This window comes from Peribacillus simplex, assembly GCF_900156045.1.
GTDB lineage: Bacteria > Bacillota > Bacilli > Bacillales > DSM-1321 > Peribacillus > Peribacillus simplex_D.
Genome location: NZ_FTMX01000019.1, coordinates 22,345 through 34,043, shown reverse-complemented (window position 1 = coordinate 34,043; position 11,699 = coordinate 22,345). Strand labels below are relative to the sequence as shown.

The window sequence follows — 11,699 nt, the reverse complement described above, 5'->3', positions numbered from 1 at the left end:
GAAATGTTTGACTTGCTCATTTGCTTTTTTGATAGTGTGTGCTCACTTAAAATTTAACGTTGGCGCTTTGTTTTGTTCAGTTTTCAAAGAGCAATAATGGAGCGGGTGAAGAGAATCGAACTCTCATCATCAGCTTGGAAGGCTGAGGTTTTACCACTAAACTACACCCGCATTTAATTATGAAATATTTTCAGAAAGAATGGTCGGGAAGACAGGATTCGAACCTGCGACCCCTTGGTCCCAAACCAAGTGCTCTACCAAGCTGAGCTACTTCCCGTAAAATATGGTGCGCCCGGCGGGAGTCGAACCTACAACCTTCTGATTCGTAGTCAGATGCTCTATCCAATTGAGCTACGGGCGCTAATTTCTATGATGTTATTGGTGCGGCCGAGAGGAGTCGAACCTCCACGGGGTTTCCCCCACTAGGCCCTCAACCTAGCGCGTCTGCCATTCCGCCACGACCGCGAAAGCGACTTTGTAAGTTTAACACCTTTTCAACTTGATGTCAAGAAGAAAAATATCAGTGCGGGTGAAGGGACTTGAACCCCCACGCCTTGCGGCGCCAGATCCTAAGTCTGGTGCGTCTGCCAATTCCGCCACACCCGCGAAAATAAATGGTGAGCCATGAAGGATTCGAACCTTCGACCCTCTGATTAAAAGTCAGATGCTCTACCAACTGAGCTAATGGCTCTAAATAAAATGGCTGGGCTAGAAGGGATCGAACCTTCGCATGACGGAATCAAAATCCGTTGCCTTACCGCTTGGCTATAGCCCAATAAACAATTACTAATTAACAGCCAGGATAATATTATATCACGATAATATTATTTTAGCAAGTGTTTTTTTAAAAAATGGCGGTCCCGACGGGAATCGAACCCGCGATCTCCTGCGTGACAGGCAGGCATGTTAACCGCTACACCACGGGACCAACATTATGAACATGTATAAGAAAGTGACCCATACGGGATTCGAACCCGTGTTACCGCCGTGAAAGGGCGGTGTCTTAACCGCTTGACCAATGGGCCTTGATAAAATATGCAGCTGGCGGAGAAGGAGGGATTTGAACCCTCGCGCCGCTTACGCGACCTACACCCTTAGCAGGGGCGCCTCTTCAGCCTCTTGAGTACTTCCCCAAAAAATGGCTCCGCAGGTAGGACTCGAACCTACGACCGTTCGGTTAACAGCCGAATGCTCTACCACTGAGCTACTGCGGAATAATGAAAATTGGGTTCCTTTTTCAAGCTCAAGGACCTTAGTGTTTGTCGTTAAGACAAGTTGTTATCTTGTCGACTCTTATGATTATAAAGAGGTTACAACTTAAAGTCAAGAGTTCTTTTATGTTTTTTTATATTTTTGTTATTCACTCCTTAAACCCTTGGTAAATCAATGATCCTCGACATTTACCACACACGAAACGGGCAGTGTCGATTCGTTTTTTTCTTATATATACCTGCTGACAGTCTTCACATTTATATTGAATAGTATTCATCTTTTTCTTTAATTGGTTAGATGGCAGCGGCTCGCAAAATCTTGGCGCCCCCACTTTTTTCAGTAAATGCCTAAAGTCCGCATCACGATGCTGGTACCCTTTCTTCTCGATATGCAAATGATAATGACACAATTCATGCTTAATGATCCCAATCATTTCTTCCACACCGCGTTCATCAAGATACTTCTTATTGATTTCTATATTGTGTGAACGGAGCAAGTATCGTCCTCCCGTTGTTCGGAGACGCGGATTAAAACTGGCTTGGTGTTTAAAGGCCTTTTTAAAGTCTTTCATCGAAATTTCTTCTACTAGTTTTTGCAATTGCCGATTATCCATTTCCCCCTCCCTTTCTTTGGTAACATGACAACCCATTATAACATAGACTAATAATACAATAGGAAACTAAGGGAGGAAAAGCTATGCCTAATTGGTTCCAAAATCAAATCCGCAAAGCCTTTTATGAAAAGGATTATTATCAAGTGAAGATGTTGAATCAATGTTGGTTTTTTTATCAAAAGAAAGAAAGTCTCAGGGTATAAATTCAACTTTGCTCCAAGTCTAAATACATCGCTTCAAAAAAAACTCCTTCTAATATAGAAGGAGCTTACCATAGGCTAGTTTTGATTCTTTGGCTCGAGCATCGTCAAAGATACCCTTTGCTTTTTAGGGTCAACCAGTTCGACCCAAACCGTCACAACATCCCCAACGGCAACTACATCCAATGGGTGTTTTACAAACCGGTTGCTCAGTTTAGAAATATGCACCAGTCCATCCTGTTTGACACCGATGTCCACAAACGCACCAAAATCCACAACATTCCTCACTGTACCTTGTAATTCCATCCCAGTTTGCAGATCCTCCATTTTTAGCACATCCTGCTTAAGCAGTGGTTTTGATAATTCATCGCGAGGATCTCTTCCCGGTTTCATCAAATCATCTATGATATCTTTAATCGTAATTTCCCCTATTTCCAATTCATCGACCAAATCAGCCGGATTTAGTTTACCCAACTCTTCATTCAATGCATCACTGCCTAAATCTTCAGATGTAAATCCCATTTTCTTTAATAATTTATTCACGGCACTATAGTTCTCAGGGTGTATCGCGGTTTGATCCAAAGGTTCATCTCCTTTAATGATACGTAAGAACCCTATACATTGTTCATATGTTTTGGCACCAAGCCGGGGAATTTTCTTTAATTCCTTCCTGCTTGAAAACTTCCCTTCCTCTTCCCTTCTCTTCACAATATTTTGAGCGACTGATTTTGATAAACCAGCTACATATTGTAATAGAGACGATGAAGCGGTATTGACATTCACTCCCACTTGGTTAACAGCTGTTTCCACTACAAAGGTGAGGGATTCCGTTAACTTTTTCTGGGACACATCATGTTGATACTGCCCTACCCCCACGGATTGGGGGTCAATTTTAACAAGTTCGGCAAGGGGATCTTGAAGTCTTCTGCCTATCGAAACTGCGCTTCTCTGTTCTACTTGAAGATCCGGAAACTCTTCACGGGCTATATCCGAGGCTGAATACACACTGGCTCCCGCTTCATTAACAATTATATAAGAAATATTCCCTTGCACTTCTTTTATAATATCTGCGATGAATTGCTCTGATTCACGCGATGCCGTACCATTGCCGATTGCCACGATTTCAACCGAGAACCGCTGAAGTATTTCAATCGTTTTTTCACGGGCAGCATTAAGCTTCGCAGCAGGAGGATGCGGATAGATTACACTTATATCAAGTACCTTTCCTGTTTCATCAATGACAGCCAACTTACAGCCAGTCCGATATGCCGGATCCAAGGCTAGGACCACTTTCCCTTTAAGCGGGGGCTGCAAGAGCAGGTTCCGGAGGTTTTCAGAGAAAATATGGATAGCTTGATCCTCAGCTTTTTCCGTCAGCTCTTTTCTGATTTCCCGTTCTACAGAAGGCATGATCAAACGTTTGAGTCCATCCTCAATCGCAGATTTAAGAACAACTCGGGCCTCGGATTTGTTATTTTTAATGATTTTCCGTTCCAGATGACCAATGATGATTTCAGTACGAGGATGAATGGAGATTCGTAAAACCTCTTCCTTTTCGCCTCTATTCAGCGCCAACACCCGATGTGGTACGATTCTTTGAACCGGCTCCTCATATTCATAGTACATCTCGAAGATTTTTTTCTCGTCCTTCTCTTCATTTTTTACAGTTGAAACCACTTTTCCAGCTTTGAAAATTTCAGCCCTTATCCACTTCCTTAATTCTGCATCATCGGAAATATGTTCAGCTATGATATCCTGCGCTCCCGTAATAGCCTCTTCTATAGAATAAACTTCTTTTTCTTCCGATATGAATTCTGCAGCTTTTTCGCTTACCCGGGCATCCATTTGACATTCCAAAAGCCAATTAGCCAATGGTTCAAGACCCTTTTCTTTAGCTACTGTTGCTTTCGTTCTCCTTTTTTGTTTGAATGGCCTGTATAAATCCTCGACTTCCTGCAGTTTTGTCGCTTTCTCGATTTGTCTTGTTAATTCTTCCGTCAATTTCCCCTGTTCACCAATCGAACGGGTAACTTCCGCTTTCCTCTGGCCAAGGTTTTCTAGATAGTTCCATCTTTCCATTATGGAACGAATCTGCACTTCATCAAGTGAACCCGTCATTTCTTTCCTATACCGCGCAATAAAGGGGACAGTATTACCCTCTTGAAGCATCTGGATGACGTTTTGGACTTGATGATTTTTCAAAGTTAGCTCATTGGATATTTGTTTAATCAAATCTTTTAATGTATCTTCTACAACGATCATTATGTTTACCTCCAACGTTTTGATCTAATATGTATAGTCTAGCAAATGAGAGATGAAGTTGCGAATTCAATACAAAAAAGCTCACTTCCGAATTACGGCGAAAGTAAGCTTCCTAAAATGAAAGTTGTATCATCTGCAGTTAATGGACTGCTTTTTAATATGCATTGGGCGTTCTTATCGATGGGGACCAGCCTTTTCAAAAAAGATTTAGCTCCCTTAAGTTCTAGTCCATCGGAATGAAGAATGAATTTTGCATTTGGTTCATATTTGTATCTCTGCGTCCTGTATTTTTGTTTCCTTCCTGATAAATACCCTGTAACAGGTAAAGGGTAAACGAGTTTATCATCACTTGGATTATACAGGAAAAAGCGGATGTTACCAACCGAACTGTATACAAATTCATTCTTGTCATAAAAAATCTTCAAAACGGAAACGGCTGCTCCCCGCTTATCGATTAAAACTTGATTGCACACTGCCATTAGTGATTCGACATCCAACTCATGATTACGTTTAACTTCCTCGATGACTGCGTGGGAGGAATCGTAAGCATGTTTCCCGCTACCCAGACCATCTGCCAGTACACAGATAAAGTATTCTTTCGTATGAAGGAAGAAGTAATCATCACCACAATAAACCATCCCGTTTTTAGACGATTGAGAGACAAGGACTTCTATTTTTTCTCCCCTAAGAATATCTTTGATCACTGAATTAACTCCGAGTTTTCAGCATTAATGGCTTCTTGAAGTTTCTTGATCGCGCGGCGTTGGAGCCTAGACACATGCATTTGGGAAATCCCAAGTTTATCGCCCGCTTCTTTCTGACTTAAATTCTCTAAATAAGTATGTTGAATGATCATCTTTTCACGGTCACTCAGCACATGCAGCACCTTTTCAAGGACAAGTCTCTGATTGACCTTTTCAAAACCTTCATCGACATTCCCGAATATATCAAGCAATGTGACAGTACCGCCATCAGAATCCGCCTCAATAGAATGATCCACGGATAAAGCTTGATAGCTTTTTCCCATTTCCATTGCCTCTAAAACTTCTTCTTCAGTCACACCTATACTATCGGCTATTTCATCTATTCTTGGTGAACGATGCAGGGTTGTAGTTAATTCCTCGACAGTCACCCTGATTTTCGGACCAAGTTCCTTAATTCTCCTTGGCACATGGACACTCCATGTTTTGTCACGCAGGAACCTTTTGATTTCGCCGATTATAGTAGGGACAGCAAATGCCTCAAAGCTCTTACCGAAAGATTCATCATATCGTCGAATGGCACCTAACAAACCAATCATGCCGACTTGGGAGATATCCTCCTGAAATGATTTCCCTTTCGCATACTTACGGGAGATTGTTTCAACCAAACTTTTATAATGGATGACTAGATTGCTCTGTGCTTCCTCATCTTGATTCTGCTGGTAAGCTCTAATCCATTCATTTACCTGTTCTCTTTGTGCCTGGTTAGGTTGAGACTGTTTTTGCATCCATCTCCACCTGCTCTCCTTCTAAAAACTTAGTCATAAATACTGTAACCCCATCATGCTGATGAATTTTCACATCATCCATCAGAGTTTCAATAAGGTAAAGACCCAAGCCTCCTTCTCTCATAAGTTCGACTTTTTGTCCATTTTCGTATGGACCGATTCCTTGACGAACCTCTTCGAAATTACAGCTCTTACCACTATCAGAAACCATGACCTCCAAGCGGTCAGGATAAAGGCCGAAACTTACTTTCACTTCACCTTTTTCAGAATCTTTATATGCATGCTGTACCGCATTTGTACAAGCCTCACTGGTAGCGATTTTCAAATCCTCAATTTCATCATACGCAAATCCCATCCGGCTTCCTATCCCAGAAAGCGTTAAACGAATGACACCGATGAATTCTGGTTTTGCAGGTATTTTCATTTCGATGTAATCATATACTTGACTCATTCTAACCCACCCTCTGTACCACTTTTTATATCAATGATATCTGCAAGACCTGTTATATCAAATAAACGTCGTAACCTTTCTGATAAGCCAACTAAAGTGAATTCGCCATTATGTGCCCTTACGCTTTTGAAAGCACCGACAAAAACCCCAAGCCCCGTACTATCCATATAAGAAACTTCAGCTAAATCAATAGTGATCGAAACATTATCCTGCTCCGAAATCGGAAATAGTGATTCTCTTAATTTCGGTGCAGTATATGCATCGATTTCACCTTTCAGTTTTACAATAAATTCAGAATTTAATTCATTAACATCTACAGTTATATTCATCAATGACCCACCTCTTCAAATCCTCTTCATTCCTATATCTATACCCAGCAGAAAAAATACTAAACATTTGATTTTAAAATTATTAATGTAAAATCATCCCTCAGTTGGAAGTTCTGCATTTTCTCCAATTGTTTAAATATATTATTCACCATTTCCTGGGCTTGCAAATGCATATTCTTTTTAATGAAACCAATAAGTGTTTCCCTTTCTATGAACCCATCATTCGTCCGGCACTCCGTTACTCCGTCAGATAATAAAATGATCATGTCTCCACGATTCACTGTTTTTTCATATTGGCGATACCTTGTTTTTTTATCAACTCCAAGCAACAAGCCCTTTGCATCCAAATCGCTAAAAGTGTCCGTTGCGGCGTCATAGTAAAAACCAGGTTCATGTCCGGCTGAAGCATAGGAAAATTGCCTGTCATGCGGATCATATAAGCCATAGAACATGGTTATGAACATGCTTGGATCCACATTATGCTCCACAACACGGTTCAAACTCTCAAGCACACTATTCGGTTCATGACGATGCTCCGGAAGACTGTCCATCGCATATTTGATCATCGACATGCACAATGCAGCGGGAATACCTTTTCCAATGACATCGGCTATCCCTACCCCTATCCGCTCATTTTCATCTTGGACGAAGTGATAGTAATCCCCGTTCATCTGCCTCGCCGGAACACTGATCGCTCCAATTTCAAGAGCTTTGATATCAGGAATTTCCGTCTCCAAAAGAGTATGTTGAACGTTTGCCGCTATCTCGATTTCCGTTTTCAGTTCCTGCTGCTGATGTCTAAGGCTTTGATGTTCACGGTATGCAATGCCGTAGCCCATCATGACTTCTAGCAGAAAATCGAAAGAATCCAATACTTTTCCCGGTAATTCCGGGTAAAGTTCCATCAAGTTATTTTTATGCATACTGATGATTTCTTCTGGAGATATATTGTATTTGATATGTAGGCGGCTAATCTTTTGCCCTTGGTAGAGTGCCTGCTCATTTTGGTCTTTAAGATACGTAGAAAGCGCCTCATGATACTTTTTCTCCATGTTCTCCCTAATGTCCATAGTCCCCCCCTAACGGAGCCATTTCGTAGCGATAATCTTAGTCCCTTCACCTGGTATCGATTCGATATCAAAGTCATCCATTAAACGTTTGGCTCCTGGAAGACCAGCGCCCAGTCCCCCCGAGGTGGTATATCCATCTTCCATGACTCTGCGGATATCCTCAATTCCTGGCCCTTGGTCCTCTGCAATGATTTTCAATCCTGACTTCCCATTTATATTTAACTTTTCTATGCTAACACTGCCTTGTCCAGCATATAGGTATATGTTTCGGGCCAATTCGCTAATGGCCGTTGTGATCCTGGCCTGGTCTACAGTACCGAAACCCAACTCTTTAGCGACATTTCTTCCGAGCTGCCTTGCAGCTACGATGTCCCATTCATTTATGATTTTTACGCAGGATTGGAACTCCATTCTTTAATCCCCCAATTCCTGTTGTAATTTCTCCAGGCCTTTCTCTAAGTCTAATGCTGTCAGAACATCTTCGAGACTAATTCCCAGTTCAATTAATGTTATTGCAACAGCAGGCTGGATCCCCGTAATTACAACTTTGGCCCCCATAAGCTTAGACATGCTAAAGACATCGCCTAATACCTTTGCGATAAAAGAATCAATAAAATCTATTGAGGTAATATCTATAACAACGCCATTCGCGCTTGTTTCATGAATCTTATGCAGTAAATCCTCTTGAAATTGAAGGGCTGTCACATCATCCAATTCCCACTGTATAGAGACTAACAAGCAGTCATAAAGCTTTAATATCGGAATCCTCATACTTATCCCTCCACCTTTACGATCTTCCGGCTCGTTAATTCCAACGCAACTTCTATCCCTTTTTTCAGCGTATTTTTTGTAATCACTTCATTTAAATTAATCCCAAGATTAACTATGGTTTGGGCTATTTCAGGGCGGATGCCGCAGAGTATACATTTGGCGCCCACCAACCGGACCGCTTCCGATGCTTGAATGATATGATGGGCAACCATGGTATCCACGACCGGCACCCCCGTTATATCAATAAGAACAACTTCAGATCTATGCTTAACCACGCCAGTCAACAAGTTTTCCATTATTTGTTTGGCACGTTCCGTATCAATCGTACCAATCAGCGGCATTACCGTAATGCCTTCCAATACAGGAATAAGCGGAGCGGAAAGTTCCTGTAACGCTATTTTTTGCATGGAAACCGTTCTTTCCCAAGTTTGAGTATATATATTGACTATTTCATTATTTATTGGTGTGGCCCATTTATCCAAATGGTTAACAAGATTGACTTGATTATCAGGAGTAACCAGACCCTTTTCCACCATTCCATTAATGACAATTAAAGTGAATTTATGAAGTCCTTCATTGACGAAAGTAAGAGGCCATCCCAATTGGACGACTTTCTCGGCAAAATCAGAAAGCTTCAATGTGAACTCCTTGTTTTTACTATCAACGTTCGTGATGATCATATCTATAAATTCACTGCTCGTTTGCGTGAACATTCGATCTGAGACGACTTTAATTAATCTTTCGTCCGTACTTTCCTTCATGATGCCCATCCACTCAGTAAGGATGTAATCTTGATTTTGCTTAATAAAATCGTAAACCAATTGATTCATAATATCCTCCCATTCTAACACAATCGCTATGTTTCCCTGTCCTCGTCACAAGGATGTTAACTAACTGTAATCTTATTCCCATCTGGATTTTCTTCGAGTTTCCCCACTACACTTTTGCTTTTTTAGGTATTTACAACATAACTACATACCCAAAAATCAGGTAAGAAAAACATCAATTAAAAAAAGTTAGGGAGATACCATAAAAAACAATGAACGTTCTATTCAATATCTAACTGTATAATGTTTTTATTCGTCAATTTTTTCATATTTCCTGCTGATACTTTTTGGACATATGTCCATGTTATTCCACAAAAAAAACACGATTCCCGCATTTGCAGGAATCGTGCCATCTAAATAGCATCAAGAATGATTTGTATTATAATAACGCCCGGTTTAACGGGAAAAATTTTCTTTAAAACTCAATGAGGCCTAAACTAATTTGCAAAGCTTCATTGACTTTTTGCATCATCGGTTCGTCAAGATGCGTAATTTTATCAGTTAAACGCTGCTTATCAATTGTCCGGATCTGTTCTAATAAAATGACGGAATCTCGCTCGAATCCGTATTTTTTTGCATTAATCTCAACATGTGTAGGCAATTTCGCTTTTTGAATTTGAGCTGTAATGGCTGCCACGATCACAGTCGGACTAAAGCGATTACCAATATCGTTTTGTAAAATTAGTACCGGACGGGTCCCACCCTGCTCTGAACCAACCACCGGGGAAAGGTCTGCGAAGTATACGTCACCACGCTTAACAACAATCAATGGCTCAGCCTCCGCTAACTAATCGTTCAACGCAATGACCAGCCTCGAATTCAGCCTGGAAGGCTTCAGAAGCAATCGTTAAATTAATGGCCGCCATTTCAATATAACCGCGTTTCATCGATTCACGAAACTCTTTCTTTTTACGTTCGCGAAGATACATTTTTGTGGCACGATAAATAAATTCACTGCGATTCACATTTTCCTCACTCGCATACCCATCTAACTCTGTTAAAAAATTTTGAGGTAATCGAATTAATATCTCTCTCGTTGCGCTGGATTCAGACACAAACATACACCTCCACCATCACTACACACCTTTATTATATATCCTTTTCAATATTACCATTAAATTGCCTATCTGCAAAGAGTATATTCTATTCTAAATCTTATTATCAGCATAATAAAGGAAATCTTATTCACAATCTTAGGATTTTTTTACAATCCTGTCATTCCAAAATGAAGTTGCGTACATGATTCAACTGATTGTCTTTAATATATATGCGGGGCACTCTTGCTCCTATCATACATGTTACCTCATAGTTGATCGTCTCCAGTTTTGCCGCTATCTCATCAACAGTAATCGATTTATCCCCATCATTCCCCATTAATGTAACCTCTGTTCCTACAGGGTATGGTCCAGGAAGCTTGATCATGCATTGATCCATGCAAATCCTCCCGACTATGGGCACTCTTTTTCCATCAACAAGAACTTCCTGACCTTGCAGCTTACGGATCCAGCCGTCAGCATAACCGATTGGCAAAGTCCCAATCCATTCATCACCTTCAGCCGTATAAGTCGCCCCATAGCTAACGCTTTCACCCTTGGCAAGCTTTTTAACCGCAACCATCTTCGTTCTCAACGATATAGACTGTTTTAATGGAAATGGCAATATCGGCTTCATTTCCATGGAAGGACTCAAACCATACATGGAAATCCCCATTCTTATTGCATTCCATTCAGGATCGGTGAACCTTAAAGAAGCTGCACTATTGGCTGCATGAACATATTCCGGCTTTCTGGTCAATTCGGAAAGCATCCCTTTAAAGAAAGCAAGCTGGGTTTCATAAAAGTCGGTATTTATTTCATCCGCCGTCGCGAAATGAGTGAATATTCCTTGGAAATTGAAACAAGCTTCCCTCTCAAGCAAATTTTCCAATTTCATGAGTTGGCCTTTATCTCGAATGCCGATTCTCCCCATGCCGCTATCCACTTTTACATGGATTTGCAAAACTTGTCCCGGTTTCAACAAATCCTTCGCCTTCTCCAACCATGCTACATCGAAAACCGTCAAGGAAATCCCATGCTCGGCAGCAAGCGCTGCACTTTCAGGCCTTGATGCCCCAAGTACAAGAATCGGAGCCAATATCCCCTTTTTCCGCAAGGCGAGAGCCTCATCCAAAAAAGCGACACTTAAAAAATCCGCCCCCGCTTCAAGAGCCGTTTTAGCCACTTCGTAGTCCCCGTGTCCATAAGCATTCGCTTTAACGACAGCGAAAAGACTAACACCTTTTCTTAAACTTTTTTTCATTGAAGAAATATTTTCAAAAATATTATCCAAATTTACTTCTGCCCATGTATCTCGATGAAATGTTTTCGTTTCCAAGACCTTTTCCTTCTTTCCTACACTCACAATAAGATTCTTCCCAGTAGCGAAGTTTTCGTTTCATTATAGGACCATTCTATAACCAACCGCTAGAAATATAAA

14 protein-coding genes and 11 tRNA genes are annotated in these 11,699 nt (G+C 41.0%); 1 reads left to right on the top strand and 24 read right to left on the bottom strand.

Annotated elements, in window-relative coordinates; translation table 11 throughout:
* Nucleotides 1-97: 97 nt before the first annotated feature.
* The 12 genes from BW986_RS28685 to BW986_RS28630 form a co-directional block, all read right to left on the bottom strand.
* A tRNA-Gly gene (locus BW986_RS28685) sits at nt 98-171 on the bottom strand.
* A 29-nt stretch (nt 172-200) separates the two neighbouring features.
* Nucleotides 201-277 (bottom strand) — tRNA-Pro (locus BW986_RS28680).
* Between the two features lie 7 nt (nt 278-284).
* Nucleotides 285-361: transfer RNA gene (locus tag BW986_RS28675), tRNA-Arg, on the bottom strand.
* Between the two features lie 18 nt (nt 362-379).
* A tRNA-Leu gene (locus BW986_RS28670) sits at nt 380-465 on the bottom strand.
* 59 nt (nt 466-524) lie between these two features.
* Nucleotides 525-606 (bottom strand) — tRNA-Leu (locus BW986_RS28665).
* A gap of 9 nt (nt 607-615) precedes the next feature.
* A tRNA-Lys gene (locus tag BW986_RS28660) sits at nt 616-691 on the bottom strand.
* Between the two features lie 9 nt (nt 692-700).
* Nucleotides 701-775 (bottom strand) — tRNA-Gln (locus BW986_RS28655).
* A gap of 77 nt (nt 776-852) precedes the next feature.
* Nucleotides 853-928, bottom strand: a tRNA-Asp gene (locus BW986_RS28650).
* A 25-nt stretch (nt 929-953) separates the two neighbouring features.
* Nucleotides 954-1,025, bottom strand: a tRNA-Glu gene (locus BW986_RS28645).
* Between the two features lie 17 nt (nt 1,026-1,042).
* Nucleotides 1,043-1,133 (bottom strand) — tRNA-Ser (locus tag BW986_RS28640).
* A gap of 6 nt (nt 1,134-1,139) precedes the next feature.
* Nucleotides 1,140-1,214 (bottom strand) — tRNA-Asn (locus BW986_RS28635).
* Between the two features lie 146 nt (nt 1,215-1,360).
* On the bottom strand, nt 1,361-1,825 hold the full coding sequence (locus BW986_RS28630) for a SprT family protein (protein ID WP_076373152.1): 465 nt from the start codon (nt 1,823-1,825) through the stop codon (nt 1,361-1,363).
* Nucleotides 1,826-1,908: 83 nt separating this feature from the next.
* Between BW986_RS28630 and cmpA the strand changes: the two genes are divergently transcribed.
* Nucleotides 1,909-2,028, top strand: a complete 120-nt coding sequence (gene cmpA / locus BW986_RS29915; RefSeq protein WP_098372179.1) for a cortex morphogenetic protein CmpA — start codon at nt 1,909-1,911, stop codon at nt 2,026-2,028.
* Between the two features lie 75 nt (nt 2,029-2,103).
* Here cmpA and BW986_RS28625 read toward each other — a convergent pair whose 3' ends face one another.
* The 12 genes from BW986_RS28625 to alr form a co-directional block, all read right to left on the bottom strand.
* Nucleotides 2,104-4,287 (bottom strand): Tex family protein, encoded by a 2,184-nt coding sequence (locus BW986_RS28625; RefSeq protein ID WP_076373150.1) that lies wholly within the window; start codon nt 4,285-4,287, stop codon nt 2,104-2,106.
* A gap of 92 nt (nt 4,288-4,379) precedes the next feature.
* On the bottom strand, nt 4,380-4,991 hold the full coding sequence (locus BW986_RS28620) for a SpoIIE family protein phosphatase (protein ID WP_260321040.1): 612 nt from the start codon (nt 4,989-4,991) through the stop codon (nt 4,380-4,382).
* The gene (gene sigB / locus BW986_RS28615; protein WP_034306363.1) at nt 4,988-5,776 is read right to left on the bottom strand and encodes an RNA polymerase sigma factor SigB; all 789 of its coding nucleotides are present in this window, start codon (nt 5,774-5,776) and stop codon (nt 4,988-4,990) included. The genes BW986_RS28620 and sigB overlap by 4 nt, the downstream gene beginning before the upstream one ends.
* A complete protein-coding gene (gene rsbW, locus BW986_RS28610) occupies nt 5,754-6,227 on the bottom strand; it encodes an anti-sigma B factor RsbW (protein WP_076373148.1) in 474 nt (157 codons plus the stop codon). Before rsbW ends, sigB begins: the two co-directional genes overlap by 23 nt.
* The gene (locus BW986_RS28605) at nt 6,224-6,556 is read right to left on the bottom strand and encodes an anti-sigma factor antagonist (RefSeq protein ID WP_076373146.1); all 333 of its coding nucleotides are present in this window, start codon (nt 6,554-6,556) and stop codon (nt 6,224-6,226) included. Before BW986_RS28605 ends, rsbW begins: the two co-directional genes overlap by 4 nt.
* 59 nt (nt 6,557-6,615) lie before the next feature.
* Nucleotides 6,616-7,626: a PP2C family protein-serine/threonine phosphatase gene (locus BW986_RS28600; RefSeq protein ID WP_076373144.1), complete on the bottom strand. Its 1,011-nt coding sequence runs from the start codon at nt 7,624-7,626 to the stop codon at nt 6,616-6,618.
* A 9-nt stretch (nt 7,627-7,635) separates the two neighbouring features.
* A complete protein-coding gene (locus BW986_RS28595) occupies nt 7,636-8,037 on the bottom strand; it encodes an anti-sigma regulatory factor (RefSeq protein WP_048682056.1) in 402 nt (133 codons plus the stop codon).
* Nucleotides 8,038-8,040: 3 nt separating this feature from the next.
* Complete coding sequence (locus BW986_RS28590; protein ID WP_076373142.1) at nt 8,041-8,397, bottom strand: STAS domain-containing protein; 357 nt, start codon at nt 8,395-8,397, stop codon at nt 8,041-8,043.
* A 2-nt stretch (nt 8,398-8,399) separates the two neighbouring features.
* A complete protein-coding gene (locus tag BW986_RS28585) occupies nt 8,400-9,227 on the bottom strand; it encodes an RsbT co-antagonist protein RsbRA (protein WP_076373140.1) in 828 nt (275 codons plus the stop codon).
* 412 nt (nt 9,228-9,639) lie between these two features.
* Nucleotides 9,640-9,990 carry a type II toxin-antitoxin system PemK/MazF family toxin gene (locus BW986_RS28580; RefSeq protein ID WP_034306610.1) on the bottom strand — a complete coding sequence of 117 codons (351 nt, stop codon included), beginning with the start codon at nt 9,988-9,990 and terminating at the stop codon, nt 9,640-9,642.
* Nucleotides 9,991-9,997: 7 nt separating this feature from the next.
* Nucleotides 9,998-10,279 (bottom strand): CopG family ribbon-helix-helix protein, encoded by a 282-nt coding sequence (locus BW986_RS28575; protein ID WP_034306380.1) that lies wholly within the window; start codon nt 10,277-10,279, stop codon nt 9,998-10,000.
* A gap of 160 nt (nt 10,280-10,439) precedes the next feature.
* Nucleotides 10,440-11,624: an alanine racemase gene (alr, locus tag BW986_RS28570; protein ID WP_260321039.1), complete on the bottom strand. Its 1,185-nt coding sequence runs from the start codon at nt 11,622-11,624 to the stop codon at nt 10,440-10,442.
* Between the last annotated feature and the right edge of the window lie 75 nt (nt 11,625-11,699).

What these genes read in the sequence shown, in the direction of transcription:
- sigB (WP_034306363.1), bottom strand. Translation starts at nt 5,776, where the DNA reads ATGCAAAAACAGTCTCAACCTAACCAGGCACAAAGAGAACAGGTAAAT.
- BW986_RS28630 (WP_076373152.1), bottom strand. Translation starts at nt 1,825, where the DNA reads ATGGATAATCGGCAATTGCAAAAACTAGTAGAAGAAATTTCGATGAAA.
- BW986_RS28625 (WP_076373150.1), bottom strand. Translation starts at nt 4,287, where the DNA reads ATGATCGTTGTAGAAGATACATTAAAAGATTTGATTAAACAAATATCC.
- cmpA (WP_098372179.1), top strand. Translation starts at nt 1,909, where the DNA reads ATGCCTAATTGGTTCCAAAATCAAATCCGCAAAGCCTTTTATGAAAAG.
- BW986_RS28590 (WP_076373142.1), bottom strand. Translation starts at nt 8,397, where the DNA reads ATGAGGATTCCGATATTAAAGCTTTATGACTGCTTGTTAGTCTCTATA.
- BW986_RS28600 (WP_076373144.1), bottom strand. Translation starts at nt 7,626, where the DNA reads ATGGACATTAGGGAGAACATGGAGAAAAAGTATCATGAGGCGCTTTCT.
- BW986_RS28605 (WP_076373146.1), bottom strand. Translation starts at nt 6,556, where the DNA reads ATGAATATAACTGTAGATGTTAATGAATTAAATTCTGAATTTATTGTA.
- BW986_RS28585 (WP_076373140.1), bottom strand. Translation starts at nt 9,227, where the DNA reads ATGAATCAATTGGTTTACGATTTTATTAAGCAAAATCAAGATTACATC.
- rsbW (WP_076373148.1), bottom strand. Translation starts at nt 6,227, where the DNA reads ATGAGTCAAGTATATGATTACATCGAAATGAAAATACCTGCAAAACCA.
- BW986_RS28595 (WP_048682056.1), bottom strand. Translation starts at nt 8,037, where the DNA reads ATGGAGTTCCAATCCTGCGTAAAAATCATAAATGAATGGGACATCGTA.